At 35.4% G+C, this 18800-nt stretch carries 14 protein-coding genes; 1 reads left to right on the forward strand and 13 read right to left on the reverse strand.

The features are described 5' to 3' along the window. Positions 1-23: 23 nt before the first annotated feature. From aspS to prmA, 6 genes are all read right to left on the reverse strand, one after another. The gene (aspS, locus tag HMPREF0528_RS03345) at positions 24-1877 is read right to left on the reverse strand and encodes an aspartate--tRNA ligase (RefSeq protein ID WP_004895127.1); all 1854 of its coding nucleotides are present in this window, start codon (positions 1875-1877) and stop codon (positions 24-26) included. Position 1878: 1 nt separating this feature from the next. Further along, positions 1879-3165: a histidine--tRNA ligase gene (gene hisS, locus HMPREF0528_RS03350; RefSeq protein WP_004895130.1), complete on the reverse strand. Its 1287-nt coding sequence runs from the start codon at positions 3163-3165 to the stop codon at positions 1879-1881. A 282-nt stretch (positions 3166-3447) separates the two neighbouring features. After that, positions 3448-3885 carry a D-aminoacyl-tRNA deacylase gene (dtd, locus tag HMPREF0528_RS03355; protein WP_004895131.1) on the reverse strand — a complete coding sequence of 146 codons (438 nt, stop codon included), beginning with the start codon at positions 3883-3885 and terminating at the stop codon, positions 3448-3450. Further along, a complete protein-coding gene (locus HMPREF0528_RS03360) occupies positions 3885-6134 on the reverse strand; it encodes a RelA/SpoT family protein (protein ID WP_004895132.1) in 2250 nt (749 codons plus the stop codon). The genes dtd and HMPREF0528_RS03360 overlap by 1 nt, the downstream gene beginning before the upstream one ends. 17 nt (positions 6135-6151) lie before the next feature. Then, a complete protein-coding gene (locus tag HMPREF0528_RS03365) occupies positions 6152-6532 on the reverse strand; it encodes a hypothetical protein (RefSeq protein WP_004895134.1) in 381 nt (126 codons plus the stop codon). Positions 6533-6564: 32 nt separating this feature from the next. Further along, positions 6565-7512 (reverse strand): 50S ribosomal protein L11 methyltransferase, encoded by a 948-nt coding sequence (prmA, locus tag HMPREF0528_RS03370; protein ID WP_004895136.1) that lies wholly within the window; start codon positions 7510-7512, stop codon positions 6565-6567. Between the two features lie 61 nt (positions 7513-7573). Between prmA and ybaK the strand changes: the two genes are divergently transcribed. Then, on the forward strand, positions 7574-8077 hold the full coding sequence (gene ybaK, locus HMPREF0528_RS03375; RefSeq protein ID WP_004895137.1) for a Cys-tRNA(Pro) deacylase: 504 nt from the start codon (positions 7574-7576) through the stop codon (positions 8075-8077). A gap of 64 nt (positions 8078-8141) precedes the next feature. Here the strand turns inward: ybaK and HMPREF0528_RS03380 are convergent, their stop codons facing one another. From HMPREF0528_RS03380 to HMPREF0528_RS03410, 7 genes are all read right to left on the reverse strand, one after another. Next, positions 8142-9833 (reverse strand): putative glycosyltransferase family protein, encoded by a 1692-nt coding sequence (locus tag HMPREF0528_RS03380; RefSeq protein ID WP_004895138.1) that lies wholly within the window; start codon positions 9831-9833, stop codon positions 8142-8144. 79 nt (positions 9834-9912) lie between these two features. Beyond that, positions 9913-12342, reverse strand: coding sequence for an HAD-IC family P-type ATPase (locus HMPREF0528_RS03385; protein ID WP_034525117.1), 2430 nt, complete (start codon positions 12340-12342; stop codon positions 9913-9915). Positions 12343-12358: 16 nt separating this feature from the next. Further along, positions 12359-13375 (reverse strand): asparaginase, encoded by a 1017-nt coding sequence (locus HMPREF0528_RS03390; RefSeq protein WP_004895141.1) that lies wholly within the window; start codon positions 13373-13375, stop codon positions 12359-12361. A 90-nt stretch (positions 13376-13465) separates the two neighbouring features. Next, positions 13466-14848, reverse strand: a complete 1383-nt coding sequence (locus HMPREF0528_RS03395; protein WP_117285588.1) for a threonine/serine exporter family protein — start codon at positions 14846-14848, stop codon at positions 13466-13468. Between the two features lie 108 nt (positions 14849-14956). Then, positions 14957-15883 carry an L-lactate dehydrogenase gene (locus HMPREF0528_RS03400; RefSeq protein ID WP_004895145.1) on the reverse strand — a complete coding sequence of 309 codons (927 nt, stop codon included), beginning with the start codon at positions 15881-15883 and terminating at the stop codon, positions 14957-14959. A 79-nt stretch (positions 15884-15962) separates the two neighbouring features. Then, positions 15963-17336 carry a flavocytochrome c gene (locus tag HMPREF0528_RS03405; protein WP_004895147.1) on the reverse strand — a complete coding sequence of 458 codons (1374 nt, stop codon included), beginning with the start codon at positions 17334-17336 and terminating at the stop codon, positions 15963-15965. 14 nt (positions 17337-17350) lie between these two features. Then, entirely contained in the window at positions 17351-18757 is a 1407-nt protein-coding gene (locus tag HMPREF0528_RS03410) for a class II fumarate hydratase (RefSeq protein ID WP_034525120.1), read from the reverse strand. Between the last annotated feature and the right edge of the window lie 43 nt (positions 18758-18800).

Raw genomic sequence — 18800 nt, forward strand, 5'->3', positions numbered from 1 at the left:
GTTACTCAAATTTTTAACTAAGATTATTCATCCCAAGTTGAATTGTTATCAGCATCTTCTTGAGCTTCTTTTTCAAGGCGCTGTTCTGTTTCCTTAACGCTGTCTTCATATTGCTTTTCAACTTCAATACCAATATCCGTTAATTGCTTATCAGCAACTGGAGCTGGAGCATGCATCATTGGCTCAGAAGCAGAAGCATTCTTTGGAAAGGCAGTAACGTCACGAATGTTGTCCTTACCTGCTAACATCATAGCTAATCGATCAAGACCAATAGCAAGACCAGCATGTGGTGGGAATCCCATATCTAAAGCATCCATTAAGTAACCAAATTGTTCATAAGCACGCTTCTTAGTGAAACCTAAGGCCTTAAACATCTTTTCTTGAATTGAACGTTTGTGGATACGGATTGATCCACCACCCATTTCATCTCCGTTCATAACAATATCGTATGAACGTGCATGAGCTTTATGAGGATCAGTATCTAACAACTTAATACCTTCGTCATCTGGCATAGTGAATGGGTGGTGAGCAGCAATCCAGCGACCTAAACCTTCATCATACTCAAACAATGGCCAGTCAACTACCCATACAAAGTCAAAGACACCTTCTGGAATAATACCAGTTTCATGAGCAAATTCACGACGTAGGTGATCAAGTGAATCGGTAACCACCTTCCACTTGTCAGCAACAATAACTATTAATTCGCCGCCTTCAAGATCAAATTCTTTCTTCAAGGCTTCTTTGTTTTCATCAGTTAAGAAACGAGCAATAGGTCCTGAAAATTCGCCATCTTCATATTTAACCCAAGCTAAACCTTTAGCATTGTAGCGCTTGATGTAGTCTTGTTTTTCTTCAATCTTCTTACGTGAATATTCTTTAGCACCATTCTTAACAGCGATACCTTTAACTACACCACCATCAGCAATTGCACCAGAGAATACCTTAAAGTCACTATCTTTGAAGATTGGGCTTAAATCATGAAGGTACATTTCATAACGAGTATCAGGCTTGTCAGAACCATACTTATTCATTGCTTCGTCCCAAGTAATACGCTTGATTGGAGTCTTTAAATCGATGTTCATAACATCTTTCATAATCTTCTTTAAAAGACCTTCAGTATAGTCTTGAACACCTTGTTCATCTAAGAAAGAAGTTTCCATATCGATTTGAGTAAATTCTGGTTGACGGTCACCACGTAAGTCTTCATCACGGAAACAACGAGCTAATTGATAGTACTTATCAAAACCAGCACCCATTAATAATTGTTTAAATAATTGTGGTGATTGTGGCAAAGCGTAGAAACTACCTGGGTAAATTCTTGAAGGAACTAAATAGTCACGAGCACCTTCAGGAGATGATTTACCTAAAATTGGAGTTTCAATATCAATAAAACCTTGTTCATCGAAGTATTCGTGAACTGCCTTCAAGATCTTTGAACGTAAAATAATTGCTCTTTGAAGAGTTGGACGACGTAAATCAAGGTAGCGGTACTTCAAACGAGTTTGTTCTGCCGCATTAATATCATCTTTGATTTCAAATGGTGGTACTTTTGATTTGTTTAGTACGTCAATTTCAGTAGCATCTACTTCAACTTCACCAGTCTTCATTTCTGGGTTTACACTTGAACGCTTAACTACTTTTCCCTTTACTTCAATTACATCTTCATTATTCAATGAATCAGCAATTTCCATTAACTTTTCACCGGAATCTTTGTTAACAACAACTTGTACAATTCCTTCACGGTCACGAAGGTCAATAAAAACTAAGTTTCCTAAATTACGAACACGTTGAACCCAACCATAAAGTGTTACTTCTTGTCCTTCATATTTGCTAGTAATATTACCAGCGTAATCAGTTCTTTTGTCCATATGTTCCATGTTAATCCTCCAATTTATTTATAACATCTTGCATATTATTTATATCTTCTAAGCTAAGATCGATAATTTTACCATCACTTAAACGCTTAATATTTAAAACGCCATTTTCTAATTCTTTAGCTCCCAAGGTAATTACAAATGTTGCATGAACGCGATCAGCTTTTCTAAACTGTTGCTTAAGCTTCTTTTGGTCAACATCATATTGTGCACTAAAGCCTTGTTCACGTAAACTACGTGCAACTTCAACAGCTTTAAACTCAGTTCCTGCACCAATATTAGTAATAAAGAAATCTATTCCTTCTTCTTGGAAAAGGTCTGGATTTTGCTCTTTCAATACAAGCATTAATCTTTCTTCACCAATACCAAAACCAACTGCAGGTGTTTCTGGTCCATCAAACTCTTCAACTAAGTGGTTGTAGCGACCTCCACCTAAAATTGTCGTTGCTGATTCCCATAAATTCTTATCTTCAACCATGAACTCAAAAATAATTCCAGTGTAGTAATCAAGACCACGAACTAAATCATCATCCATTACATAGTTAATGCCCAATTGCTCTAACATATCAGTAATTGTTTTAAAGCTTTTCCGAGATTCATCATCTAAGTAGTCAACAATCTTAGGAGCATTAGGTAAAAACTTCTTATCTCGTTCATCTTTTGAATCCAAGATTCTTAATGGATTTTGACTTAAGCGACGTTGTGAATCTTCAGAAAGTTGATCTTTAACTGGTGTAAAGTAATTTACTAAAGCATCATGATATGCTTCACGAACTTGAGCATTACCTAAACTGTTAATATGTAACTCATAATTTTTAACACCTAATTCAGCGAGTAAATCATGTGCCATCATTAAAGTTTCTACATCTGCTAATGGACTATCAGAGCCAAAACTTTCAACACCAATCTGGTGGAATTCACGTTGACGACCGGCTTGTGGTCTTTCATATCTAAAAGTATTGTCAATGTAGTAAACGCTAAATGGCTTTACAACATCTGGTCCATAAAGCTTATTTTCTACATAAGCACGAACTACACCAGCAGTTCCTTCAGGACGCAATGCAATATGACGACCACCCTTATCGTTAAAGTCGTACATTTCTTTTGAAACAACGTCTGAAGTTTCACCACTAGAACGTGAAAAAACCTCATAATTTTCAAAACTAGGTGTTCTTATCTCACGGTAATTAGCTCTTTTAAAAAAGTTCCTAGCGATAGATTCTACTTTTTCCCATGAACCAGATTCTCCTGGCAAAATATCGACTGTACCTTTTGGTCTTTGAACTTTCATTTAATCATCCTTTAATATATTAATAAAAAAGCGCCCTTGAACTGAGTCAAGGGCGCAATAAATTAGCACGGTACCACCTTTTGCTTGCTGCGATTAACGCTCGCGAAACGATCCATTATCTGCTAAAGGTGTCACAGATCGCAACCTATCCGCTATTTTCACCAAACAAGCGGTCTCTGAGATAGATCATGCTAATCTACATTCTTCGTCATCGATAATTCCTTTTTAGCTTATATTTTTCAGTCAACAAAGTCAACCTTTGTAAGCTCTTACTTAAATATTTTAAATGTCTAAGACAATTGTAAAAGGACCATCATTTTCTAAACTAACCTGCATGTCAGCACCAAATTCGCCTTTCTCAACATGGAAGCCCTTATCCTCTAGTTCATGATTAAAGTCTTCCCATAATTGTTTTGACTTAGATGGACGCATAGCTTCTACAAAACTTGGTCGATTTCCTTTTTTAGTATTAGCTAACAGGGTAAACTGACTAACGCTTAGAACTTCTCCATTAACATCTTTCAAAGATAAATTAGTTTTACCATCTTTATCTTCAAAAATACGCATTTTAGCAATTTTATCAGCTGCTTTTTTAACTTGTTCTAATTCATCGCCATCCCGTAAGCCAACTAATAAAAGAAAACCACGCTTAATTTTACCTACGACTTCGTTATCAATAGCAACTTGTGCCTTATTTACTCTTTGAATAACAACACGCATTAATTAATTGACCTCTTTGCTTCATAAACATTTGGCACATCCCTCATTCGACTTAAAATATCTTCCAAATGAGCTGCATCTCTAACTGAGACAGTTGCATAAATATGGGCCATGTTATTACTATCTACTTTTCCAGATATATTGACAATATTCTTAGTCTTAGAATTTAGGGCATTGATTACATCACTTAAAAGACGAGAACGATTAAAACCATAAATTTCAATGTCAGCATTATAGTTCTCTTTATTCTTATCTTTAGCGATATTTTCCCAAGCAACATCAATCAATCGGCCCTGCTTTTTAGCTTCTTCGGTTATATTTGGACAATCTGCACGGTGAATAGTTACACCGCGTCCTTTAGTTACATAACCAATAATTGGATCACCAGGGACTGGATTACAACACTTAGCTAAATGAAGCATTAAGTCCGATACACCTTGGACCATAACCCCATTATTATGCTTAACACGCATAATATCTGCTGGAGCATCTGAATCGTTATCTTCTTCAGTACTTTGCTGGCCAGCGTTCATGATTTTCTCTTCAAGTTGACGTTGCTTTTCATCTTCAGCTTTTTTACGTAAATCTTCAGTTAAACGATTTGCGACTGTTGCCGCAGAAACTTCACCATACCCAACTGCAGCAAACAACTCTTCATCGTTGTGATAGTTGAAATGATCGATAACCCGCTGGATATCAGCCTTAGTCATAAATTCTTTAGGAACTAAATCACGATTTGACAATTCTTGTTCAATCATGTTTTGTCCCTTTTCAATGTTTTCTTCTCTATCTTCAGCCTTAAAGAAGCGCTTGATTTTATTACGAGCACGTGAAGTTTTAACTAAGTTCACCCAGTCCCGAGATGGACGAGCTGATGCCTGAGTTAACATTTCAACGATGTCACCAGTTTTTAATTTGTAGTCTAGGGGAACAATTTTACCATTAATCCTAGCCCCAACAGAATGGGCCCCAACTTCTGAATGAATCATGTAGGCAAAATCTAAAGGACCCGATCCTTTAGGAAGTTCATAAACATCGCCTTTGGGAGTAAAAACATATACCCTATCTGAGAAGATATCAGTCTTGACACTCTTCATAAATTCATGAGAATCTTTGATCTCATTTTGGAGCTCAAGAATTTCTTGGAACATGTTGAGCTTTTTATTTGCATCTGTTTGCTCAACTTCTCCCTTGACGCCTTCTTTATATGCCCAGTGAGCAGCAACACCGTATTCAGCAACTTGGTGCATAGCCTCTGTTCTAATTTGGATTTCTAGCGGCTTGCCTCCCGGTCCAATAATTGTAGTATGAAGAGATTGATAGCCGTTTACCTTTGGAACGGCAATATAGTCCTTAAAACGACCTGGCATTGGCTTCCATTTAGTATGAACTGCACCTAAAACAGCGTAACAATCTTTCACAGATTTAACTATTACTCGAACAGCTAATAAGTCATAAATTTCACTAAAGTCTTTGTGCTTATTAACCATTTTTTTATAAATTGAATAAATATGTTTTGGCCGACCATAAATCTCATACTTAATGCCTAAGCTATCTAAAGTTTGCTTCAAAGTCGAAATTGCATCAGCAATATATCCTTCACGCTCACTTCGCTTAGACTGCATTAAATTAACAATCCGATAATATTGTTGTGGGTTGAGATAATGTAAACTCATATCTTCAAGTTCCCACTTAATCGTTCCAATACCCAAACGATCAGCAAGAGGAGCATAGATATCTAAAGTTTCGTCTGCAATTCTTCTTTGTTTATCTGGGCGCAAATGGTCTAAAGTATGCATATTATGTAAACGGTCGGCCAATTTAACCATGATTACCCGTAAATCTTTAGCCATCGCAATTAACATCTTACGGTGATTATCAGCCAAGTATTCTTCATGGCTCTTAGATTTATATTGAATCTTACTTAATTTAGTCACACCATCAACAATAAATGCAACGTCCTTACCAAATTTTTCTTTGATATCATCGTTAGTTACAGGTGTATCTTCAACCGTATCATGTAAATATCCGGCCGCTACTGTATCAGGATCTAAACGTAAAGTTGCCAATGTTCCAGCAACTTGAGTGGGATGAATGATATAAGGTTGCCCGGAAACTCTGAATTGACCCTCATGTGCTTTCTTAGCAAATTCATATGCTGATTCAACAAAAGCTAAGTGTTCATCATTCATATATTTCTTACATTCAGCAAGAACTTCTTCATGAGTCATTTCATGATATTTTGACATAACGCATCACCTATTCTTTATTTCTTTTCTTTGTAAAAATCATCATGCCATAAACCAAATAATTCAAAACTTAAATATACTAAGCACAATAAGAAGTTATATTTAGCAAAGTGAATTAAAACTGCAATAGCAAAAACTACCGGAAAAAGAAGTAGCCACCAATAGCTCAACTTTCTAATTTGCATAATACGACCAATTTGGTAGCTTAAATAAGTATTAAAAATAAAGAAAACTAGTCCAATTCGCCAAACTCGACTTAGATGAACGAGTGGACAGATAATCCAAACAATTACTCCTAATAAAGTTAACCAAATAAGAGGCATAAATGATTTTTCATTTATTTTACTCCATGAAGCCTTAAAATTAAAATTTTTCTTTTCTTCACTATTTTTCTTCATTTTTCGCTTACCTTTTCTTTTAATTAATATTTTTAATTTGGTTTTCTAGCAATTAATAGTCCAATCCAGCGGCCTTCTTGCATTTTCATTTTAATTACAAAATTATTCTCTTCTAGCGCCTTCTCTATCTTAGGAAGTTGTAAATAATCAATTCCTGAAAAAATAATTTTACCATTTTCATTCAAATGATTATCTAGATCCGGAATTAATTCTAACAGAATATCAGCCAAAATATTTGCCACGATTAGATCATATTTTTCATTAATATCTTTTAACAAATTAGCCTTACGCACATCAATATTATCAATATTATTTAAGGCAATATTTTCTTTAGCGGCAGTAACAGCTTCATCAGAAATATCAGTTCCTAATACATGGCTTGCTCCTAACTTACTTGCAGCAATTGCCAAAATACCAGAGCCTGTACCAACATCTAAAACAGACATCGGCTTAACTAAAGCACGTTCCATAGCAAGCAAAACTAACTGTGTTGTCGTATGCCCACCAGTACCAAAGGCAAGTCCTGGATCTAAACGAATCAGTTGTTGATCAGAGAAAGCCGGTTGATAGTCTTCCCATTCAGGAACAATAGCTAAATGTCTTGAGAAATCAATCACATGATAGTATTTTTGCCAAGCTGTATTCCAATCTTCATCAGCCACTTCCTTAGTGCTAATTGAAACGTTGCCAGCATCTAAGCCATAACCCTTCATTTCAGCTATTTTATCAGTAATTTTTTGAACTAGCTCCTTTTTATCAGCATTTTCATAATCAAAATATGCTGTTAATTCTAAATCTTCAGGTAGGTTTTCAATATCATCTAGTTCAACTAAACTACTATCATGTTTTTGACCTTCTAAAACAAAGTCGCTACGCTTACGACTTTCAATTCCCTGTGCATCCAGTTCATCTTGCATGAAAAAACTTAATCCATCTTCTAATTCATGACTACATTCAACTTTTATCGCTAATAATTTCACTAATCTTGTCCCCTTTTGACATGTTAAATTCTCACGTTTATGATATTAAAAGGTGAGAAAAATGTCGAAAAAAAATAAAAAGAAAAAACTTAATAAAACGTTGATTGAGAAGATGCTCGACCAACAAAAGATTCCATATAAACAATTACAATTCGCCACAGTTCAAAAAGGCAATGTTAAACAAATGGATACTTCCATTTTAGACGATGAAGAGGCTTTGGTCTACAAAACCTTGGTATGTGAAGGAAATAAAAATAGTCCTGTAGTTGGAGTTGTTCCTGTTACTGAGCACTTAAGTATGAAAAAACTTGCTAAAGCTTCTGGTAACAAAAAATGTGAATTACTTCCACTTAAGAAGTTAGTCGCAACTACCGGTTATGTTCATGGGGCCAACACTCCAATTGGAATTTACCAAAAGCATAATTTTCCTATCTATTTAGATAGCAGTATGAAAGACCATGATCAAATTGCTGTTTCAAGTGGTGAAGTTGGTAGAAGTATCATGATCAATCCTGATGATTTACAAAAAGTCACTAATGCCTCTTTCGTTGATTTATTAGAGTAATAAGATTAAGTAAAAAGCTTCTCATGACTAGAAAAATAATTCTAGTTTTGAGAAGCTTTTTTAACTACTTTTTAATTATTTTTACCCATCTAAACACACCGTAAATTATTAATAGTACCCAACTAAGGATTGAAATATAGAGTAAAATTATAAACCAAATTGGGGTCTTGAATGAAAGAATTGCTGTATTCTTTCCTTTTCTTGACTGAACTTGTGGCATCCCTATTTCATTCACTTTTGGTTTTATTACTTTATTATTTAAACTTAACTCAGATTGTTTATAAATAAAAATCGGAAGTGTAGTTACTTTAGAAGTTGAGTCTTTCCAAGTGAGCTCTAACCGTCCATTTGAAAGAGCCTTTTGCTCAAAATTATTTTTTTGTGGAGACATACTCATTAACATACCAGTAATATCACTTGATTTGATCTTCTTTCTTACTGGTAGATAATCAGGACTATTAATTTCCACTTTATTGATATATAGAGCTAATCCCTTTTCCTTCATCTCCTTAGCATTGCTAGTAATTTCTTTGTTGTAAGTAATATTATTATTAATCTCATTAAAGTCGGCTCTAACATTGAATAGCACTACTACAATTGCTAATGCACTCGCAATCATTCCAAGTTTTTTTCCATGACTCTTAATTAATTCATTCAGTGTTAAGCCAATTCCAAGAAATAGCAAAGGATATGCTACGACAGTAAACCGGTTAGGAAACTGCAAATACCCAGTTACTGCTGGTAGGGTGTCCTTCACAAATTGCCATGGAAACAAATTAGAACTTAAATATAGAAAGACTATTCCTTCTAAGGTAACAAAAGTATTTAATTTAGAAGACTTAAAGTTAAAGATTACATAAATTAGTTGAACAATAAATAGGAGCAATGTGACTTCAGTGATTGACGTCCACATTGTTGAAGTACCAGCAACAGATAGATTAACAGCGGTCAAAACCGGTGAGTAATCGATCGGAGATGCCATTTGATTAGTTGGATAGAGCAGTAAAAATGCACCCCATACGTTTGCTGTTAACACAATGAATAAGCCAACAGCTTTAAAGACATCAATCCACATCTGACGCTTATTTTCACTCAAAACTAATCCGTAAATAAAGAAAGGAATCAAGGCAAGAATGGAGAAGAAAGTGCTTAGCAAATGAATCTGAGCTACAATTGCCATTACAATTCCAAGACTAATCCAGCTAAATCGAGTTTTATGATTATTCAGCAGGTTAATTCCTTGGATCAATACGAATGGTATTAAAACGGCACCCCACGAGTTGAAAGCATTGGATCTCAGCCAATATGCAATATAACCAGTAGTTAAAAATAGGGCCGTAACTATTGAAGAAACAACTTGCGATATTTTAACCTTTCGACTTAAACGATAGATTCCCAGACCACCAACCAGAAAAATCAGATAGGTTATAAGAATTTGAAAACGAAGCCAAGAACTACAAAATAAAAGTAAACTTCCCATTAAATAAGCAAAGAATGGGCCATATAAAGCATTGACTATTCGCCCACTCTCACCCATTCCATAATTCATTTGAAAGTAAGAGAAGTTATGATTCTGTATTTGCTGGTAAGTATCATAAAAACGATGAAAGTGAAAAGCAGTGTCGTCTAAAGTAAGACCAGATCGAGTAGTCAATTCGGTCCAAATTAAAACAGTTGCAATTACTAGACTCAAAATTATCGGAATAAGATAATCTATTATTTTATTTTTATATTTTTCTACACTATGATTTTTCATTTCTTACCTCTGATAAGTATTGTCTCAACTGTTTAATTGTATCATTCAACAAGTCGAAAAAAATACTTATTTACCACTTTTATTCTTCAGGAACTGACATATTTACCATATTTCTTCCCTTGCGATAGGCTTGTTTGATGTCATTAATAGTTAAATCTTTACCCTTTTGATCATATACAACTAATACTTCTCTAACACCATCAGCAAACTTACTTAATAATCTAAATATAGTAATTTCTGCAAAGAATAGAACTAACAATAAGAAAACAGCAGTTGCAGAGATACGTGAAAGTGCAAATAAATTATGGAAGAAAATAATAGATAAAACTAATGCTAAAAAGGATCCACCTAAAACAGTCCACCTAAATTTATTTAGTGGTCTAGAAATATGGTATAGCACCATCATTCCTACTGCGACTAATAACATCGTAGCCGTTGTAGCTACTTCTGATCTTCCTAATTCTAAAACCATATCTGCCACTACCAAAATTGAGACCGCGAGCATATCTGTAATTCCACCAGGAATTGCCCTTGACAATACATTAGGAATAAATTTTCCGCGAATACGGTTGTAATTATTTTCAAGAGCTAATAAGAATGATGGTAGACCAATAGTAAATGCTGAAATTAAGGCTATTTGAGCCGGACGCAATGGATAAGACATTGCAAAGGCAAGAGAAAAGATAGCCATTAAAAATGAAAAGATATTCTTTACCAAGAACAAACTAGCTGATCTTTCAATGTTATTAACTACTTTTCTACCTTCATCTACAACTTTTGGCATTCTAGCAAAATCAGAATCTAATAAAACAACTTGGGATGCTTGAACAGCAGCACTATTGCCTGACGCCATAGCAATTGAACAATCTGCTGTCTTCATTGCTAAAATGTCGTTAACACCATCTCCGGTCATGGCAACAGTATTACCATTTTTTTGAAGAGCTTTAATTAACTTTTTCTTTTGATCAGGCTTAACACGTCCAAAAACGTTATATTTTTTAACAACTTCTTCATAGTCGTCTTCACCGATTTCGGTTGCATCAATCAACTTATCTGCATCCCGAATACCGGCCTGCTTTGCAACGCGTGCTACCGTTAAAGGGTTATCTCCAGAGATCACCTTGATATTTACCCCTTGACGATCAAAATATTCAAAAGTACTTTTTGCTTCTTTACGGATTGGATTAGAAATTAAAATATATCCTAATAGCTCAACAGGCTCTACTAATTTTTCCTTTTCATCCCTTAGTGCATGCGGATATTTTCCAAAAACTAAAACACGATATCCTTGTCGGGTATATTGATTTATTTCTTTTTCGTAATTTTTAAATTGATCCCGCAATACAAACTCAGGCGCACCCATTAATAAAGTGTTGTTCTTAATAACTGCCCCACTATATTTATTTACCGAAGTAAACGGGATAATTTGCGTAGCCTGAATATTAAATTTCTGATTAAATGCTTTTGCGACAGCTTTGATAGTCGCATTATCGTACGGCATATTTTGGGCAAAAATAGAAATTTCTTTGCTCAACTCTTCTTTAGTAACACTAACTGGAATAACTTCCTCTACTTCCATTTTAGGTTCAGTAATTGTTCCAGTCTTATCAACACATAGCACATTAACCCGAGCTAATGTTTCAACACTTTTCATATCATGAAGCATAACTTGGGAACGCGCTAAACGCATAGCTGCTAATGCCAAAGCAATTGTAGTTAATAAATACAGACCTTCAGGAATCATTCCAATAATTGCTGCTTCCATTGAGACAATACTGTCCGCTAAATTTAAATGATTTACATAACGGGCAACAATGAAGAGAGCAATTCCACATGGGATAATGATGATTCCAATCCATTTAATCAATCGATTAATTGAGCGCACCATTTCAGAGCCCTCTTTTGAATTCATCGCTTTAGCTTCTAAAGTTAGCTTAGAAACATAAGAATTCTTACCAATCTTTTCAAGCCGCGCATAGGCTTTTCCTGCAACTACAAAGCTTCCAGACATTAACTCTGCGCCAACATCTTTCTCTATTTCATCGGCTTCACCAGTTAGCAATGCTTCATTTACTCGTAATGTTCCAGAAATAACTTGCCCATCAGCAGGAATTTGATCCCCTGTTTCAAGTACAATTACATCCCCTAAAACTAGATCTTCGATTGGCACAATTTTTTCTTCTTGATCACGAATTACGGCTATTTTTGTTGTATTCATAACATTTAACTTGTCTAAAACACTTTTTGCACGTAATTCTTGGACAATCCCAATTATCATATTTGCGATAATAACTGGTAAGAATGTTAAATCCTTGTATTCTCCAACGATCACTAACAAGATCGCTAATACTAAAAATATCAAGTTAAAATACGTAAATGTATTTTCTTTAATTATTTGCCAGGTAGTCTTAGCCTGATCATTAACAGCTCGGTTAACTTTTCCCTCTTTAATTCTTTGCTCAACTTCTACCTGTGTTAAGCCAATTGGTTGTTTAAAGTTTTCCTTCATTTGCATCCTTAAAAAATTAATCTATCTGTAAATTGTCGTCTTTTTCAATCGTTACCTCACCAGCTACATCAGTATTAAAAAAATCAGAAATCTGGTGAAAATCCCAGTTTTGGCCTAATCCCCACATCAGTTTAGTAATCGCACTCTCTGAAGTCATATCCCGAGCACTAATCGCTCCTTCAAGCAATGCTTCTCTCCCAACTTCATATTTTGTAAGATCACTTCGCTCATATAAGCATTGACTCGTCGCAATAATCGGTATTCCTCTTCTAATCAACTTTCCAATTGCAGCTACCATATTTCTTCGGATGTAATTCATCCCGCCTAAACCATACGCTTCAATTACAATTCCTTGACATCCACTTTCGACCATTGCAAATAGCAAATTCGGATCAAAACCAGGGAATAGTTTAACTAAAGAAACATGAGGATTAATATTAGTGTTTAAAGTTGTTTCTTTTGTGTTTTTAGGTAATTTTTGTTTAGAAAATACCAAACCATCAGATGTTACCCGAGCCACTGGCGGTACATTAACACTTTCAAAAGCATCAAAATTAATTGTTCTCACTTTAACGCTTCTGCATCCCAGCATCACTTTTCTATCAAAGGCTAAATAAATATTAGGATGACAACTAGCAGCTGCCGCAAAGGCTAATTTCAAATTATCGGGTGCATCACTCAGCACTACATTAATTGGAACCTGACTTCCAGTTAAAACAACTGGAATATTAATATTTTGCAGCATAAAAGAAAGCATGGATGCTGTATAGGCCATGGTATCAGTACCGTGAGATACTACAATTCCATCATACTTATTTCGATTTTCATAAATTTTTTCAGCAATCAATTTCCATTCTTCAGGCTGAATATTAGATGAATCAAGTTGGAGAATATCCTCGACAGTAATATCATAAGGTAGTTCCCCTAACATATTGATTAATTGCTCACCAGATTCTTTAGGCACTAACCCAGCTTCTGAAACAACTGACGCAATTGTTCCACCCGTTGAAAGCAATAATATTTTCTTTTGCATTTTTCACTCACTCTTTAATTCTCTTGTTTTATTAATTATACGAAAAAAGTTGTCATAGTTTAAATTCCATGACAACTTTTTAATAAAAATCTATCCGGCATGCCGCCAATCTTTATCCATTAAAATACGAGCTGCAATTAAACCTAATGGTAAACAAATTACAATCATTAAAGCTTGAACCATCCAAAAGGCTCCTGCATTCAATGAGGTTAATCCTAAGTTAAACATAGCTCGGTACATATATAATCCAGGTACCATAATTACAATTGACGGCACCGTAATAGCAATTCTCGGAAAACCGGTTTTGCGTCTAATAATTGAAGCTAACATTCCCGCAACAAAGGCTCCGATAAAAGCAGCCACAGCTGATGGAACATTTGACCAATCAACTAAACTCAAGCGCAAAGTATTTGCTATAGCTCCGGAAATCCCTGCAACAGTTGCCATCGGGATCTTAGAGTTAAACATAATTGAAAAGCCAAAAACTCCGCAAAAACTAGCAACTAATCTTAAAAGAGTTAAAACTAATGGTGTTAGTCCTAATTTCTCAAAGTTTTGTGGATGCAGGTTTAAGATCAAAGCCATTACCCAACCAACTGCAGTTGCAACAACAATAATCATTATTGCATAAGCCATTCTCTCTAATCCTGATCTCATATCAAGCTTAGAAATATCCAGTCCAGATGTAATAAATGGAAAACCTGGAATCACAAAGAGCATGGCTCCAATGTATCCATCTAAATGATGAAGGCTAACTTGATAAAATAGTCTAATTAAGTAAAAACTACCCACATATACCGCGCAGGCTACAGCAACTGCTACTGTAATGTTAGCTAAAATAGTTAAATGTCGATCAATCATTTTTCGACGAATATAATTTCCGCAACCCGCACCCAAAAAAGCACAAATAACTTCAAAAATTCCGCCACCTAGTAAAAAAATAAATCCTGCACATGCAAGACCAGCAGCCAGTCCAACTTGCCACGGAGCATATTGCGATTTCATTGTCGAAATTTCTTCTAATCGGTTATGAATTTGCCCAATCGTCCAATTTCCGTTATCTTTTTTAAACTGACTAACAAAGTTTTCCATACGGTCCAACTTAGTCGTATTCACTCCTGTTGATGGTAAGCTTAGAGCTTGAGTATAGCTCTTACCATCCGCATCAACACAAGTATATTCAATTGAAACAAGTCCAATATCCGTGCTGCATGTCATATCTAAACAGCGAGCAATTGTATTCATCGCTGATCTTACACGCCACGCTCCGGTCCCACAAGAGAGAAGCATCATCCCAATATGCCCTACAATTACCGATCGTTCGGCCAAAGTCGCATTTTTAGCAGGTGTAATATTATCACTAGTAAAAAAATCCTGCCACCGAATTCGCATATGATGATGATGCGACAAAGTATGTTTATGATGGAGCTGATTTACACGTTCATTCTTACTTTCTTTACTATTCACTTTCATAGTCCCCAAACTTTGATTAAATATCATACCTTTAAAATTTTATCACACAAAAAACGTCTTGCACTCTCAACTTAAGTACAAGACGCTTTTAATTATTAAAATTATTGTTTAAAGGTTAATTCCGTCAACAACTTCCTTCATCTTAGCTGCTGAATAAGCCATTTTCTTCTTTTCATCTTCTGATAAGTGAAGCTCAATCACGTCACTAATTCCATTAGCAGTAACTACAGCTGGGCTTCCTAGGTAAAGATCATGAATACCATATTCTCCAGTCATTGGTGCAGATAGGGGCATCACTAGAGCTTTATTTTCTAAGATTGCCTTACAGATTTGTGTTAAGCACATTGCAACGCCATAAAAAGTTGCTCCCTTATTAGCAATGATCTTACCACCCTTTTTACGAACATCAGTCTCTAATTCAACCAATGTTTCTTCATCTAATTCCTTATAAGAACGAAGAGGCTTATGATCAATAATTGCTTCATCAAAGTTTTCAAAAGATGTATCACCATGTTCACCTAAAACATAAGCATCAATATGATCCACATTAACACCAGTCTTATGGGATAAAGCTACACGCAAGCGAGCTGTATCAAGGGATGTACCGGTTCCGATAACTTTATTCTTAGGAAAACCAGATAACTTTTGAGTTAAAGTAGTTAAAATATCTACTGGATTAGCAGAAACGACAAAAATACCGTTAAAACCAGATTCTACAATTGGTTTTATGATTGATTCTAAAATTTTAACATTAGTTTTTACCAAATCTAGTCTAGTCATTCCAGGTTTTCTTGCAGCTCCGGCAGTAATTACAGCAATATCGGCATCTTTTGCATCACTATAATCTCCACTCTTAACAGTGCATTGACCAACAAATGGGGCTAAGTCTTCTAAATCTAAAGCATCCCCTTCAGTAATTTTTTTGACTACATCACAAATTACCAATTCATCAATTCTAACATTTTGCAATAAGTCATTTGCAAAGGTTGAACCAACACGGCCGTCACCAACTAAAAATACTTTTCTACGACTCATTTTTATATATACTCCTTTAAATGAAAGCTTAAGTTCTACACTTTAAGTATACACAAATAGCCTTTCTATTGAAAGCGCTTTATTTAATTAAATCTGCCATTGCTTTTCCAGCTTCACGACCAAAAATAATTGTTTCAGCAATCGAATTACCACCAATTCGATTGTTACCGTGTAAGCCACCACTAACTTCACCAGCAGCATATAAACCAGAAATAAAGTTTCCGTTAGTATCATAGACACGGGTATCAGGGGCCACATGAATTCCACCCATTGTGTAATGGATTGCAGGTGCAATATGGATTGCATAATATGGTGCATGGTCTAACTCAGCCATTCCGGTAGTACGGCCAAATTTTGTATCATCATTATTTGCTACTGCTTTATTCCAATTTTTAAGTGTTTCTTCAAGGTTGGAAACGGGTACTTTAATGTTTTCAGCTAATTCTTCAATAGTGTTTCCATGAACAACTAAATTAATTGAATCATAAAATTCAATTGCCTTAACCCTATCCCTAACTCCTTGGTCAAAGATCAAATATGCAGAATGTTCTGGAGTTTGGGTAATTGCATTTGATACGATCTTTCGCGTATTCAATTCATTAACAAATCTCTTACCTTGATGATCAACTAAAATAGCCCCTTCACCGCGTACTGCTTCACCAATTAAATACGCATGATCTGTATCTTGTTGAACTGTAGGGTGAACTTGAACTAACTCTAATTGCTCAAGTTGTGCTCCCACTTTATTAGCTAATTTTAAGCCGTCTCCAGTCGCACCAGGTTGATTAGTTGTCTTATAGTTACGCAAATCTGGTCGATACTTAGCGATTAAATCTTTAGAAGCACCAAAACCACCAGTAGCAAGTAAAACTGCTTTAGCTTTTACTTGCCGATCATTATTAACTTCTACTCCAGTAATTTTCTTGTTGTCATCTTGTAATAATTTAGTCACCTTAGCATCAGTAAAAATTGGAATATTATTTTCATCAGCAATTTTAAGTAAATTATTAACTAAAAATGCGCCAATTGGTGCCATTGAAGATGGACGGTGTGTACGTTTTTTGGACATACCACCTGTAATTGTTAAATCATCTACTTTAATTCCTAAGTCTTCAAGCCACGCAATAGCCAAAGGTGCATGCTCGACAAAATAATGTAGCATTTCACGGTCATTCATGTAGCCGCCACCTTTTAGCGTCTCATCATAAAATTTTTGCATACTATCGTTTACACCTAAACGAGCTTGAACAATACTTTCAGCAGCATTCATACCAGAACTAGCTCTCATAGTGTTTCCACCTAAAAAGCCATTCTTTTCTAAAATTGCAACATTCAAACCATATTGCTGTGCTTGAATAGCTGCGGCTAATCCTGTACCACCGCTTCCGACAATAATGGCATCATATCCTTTTTGTAACTTATCTACTGTCTGTGTTGGAAATTTATATCCCATTCTTATTCCTTCTTTTAATCATCAATTGGCTTAGTATTCATTGCATTAGTCATGGTAATTGGTTTCATCCACTTATCATATTGTTCTTTAGTAACTAAGCCGCTCTTTAAAGCTGCTGTACGCAAAGTCGTATTATTTTTAGCTGCAGTCTGTGCAATAGTAGCAGCTTCATGGTAACCAATATGTGGTGAAAGTGCAGTAACTGTCATTAATGAATTTGCTACATCCTTAGCCATTCTTTCTTTATTAACAGTCATACCATGAATCATCTTATCTGCAAAGCCAGAAATAGTTCCAGATAAAACATTGGCAGACTCTAAAAATGCTGCAATCATCACTGGCTTAAAGACATTCATTTCAAAGTTTCCTTGAGATGCAGCCATAGTAATAGTTGTATCATTTCCAAAGACTCTCAAACATGCCATGGTAACAGCTTCTGCTTGAGTCGGATTTACTTTACCTGGCATAATTGATGAACCAGGTTCGTTTGCAGGTAAATTAAGTTCTCCTAAACCAGCCCTTGGGCCAGATCCTAAGAAACGAATATCTTGAGCAATTTTGAACATATCAGATGCCAAAGCTTTTAAAGCACCATGCACAACATTTAAGCCCGAGTGATTTGCTAAACCGAAGAATTTATTTGTATCAACTTTAAAATTATGTCCATACTTTCTTGATAAACGCTCAGCGATATCTTCTGCCATACCAGGAGCTGCATTAAGTCCAGTGCCAACAGCAGTTCCTCCAATTGGTAATTCATAAAGTGTTTCTTCTAACTCGTCAATGTAGGATAAATCATGATTAAGAGCAGAAATATAGCCTGATAGTTCCTGACCAAAAGTCAATGGAACCGCATCTTGCAAGTGGGTTCTTCCTACTTTAACCGTTGTCCAATACTCATCTTGTTTCACTTTTAGCTCTTTAATCAAGTGTTTAATAGAAGGTTTTAAGTCGTCTAACGCTTGTGTTGCAACTAAATTCATTGCAGTTGGAAAAGTATCATTTGATGATTGTCCCATGTTCACGTCATCATTAGGTAAAATATCTAAACCGGGATGATTTTTATTAGCAAGATTAGCCACCACTTCATTAACATTCATATTAGTTTGGGTACCTGATCCAGTTTGATAGACATGCAATGGAAAATATGGTTGCAATTCTTCATTGTTTAAATCAAGTAGCTGATGAATTGCTTCAATAATGGCACGTCCCTTTTCTTCCGTTTCAGTTCCTGCTTCAATATTAGCTTGAGCAGCAGCTAGCTTTATTTGAAGAAGTGCACGAATAATACCAATTGGCATTAACGCTCCAGTATGGAAATTATCCTTACTTCTTTGTGTTTGTGGACCCCACAATGCCTTTTCAGGAATTTCTACTGGACCTAATGTATCACTTTCAACACGATAACCTTTTTTCACCATATTTTTGTCCTCCGTTTTCATCATCTTCATTATAAGCTACATT

Source organism: Lactobacillus johnsonii ATCC 33200, assembly GCF_000159355.1.
GTDB lineage: Bacteria > Bacillota > Bacilli > Lactobacillales > Lactobacillaceae > Lactobacillus > Lactobacillus johnsonii.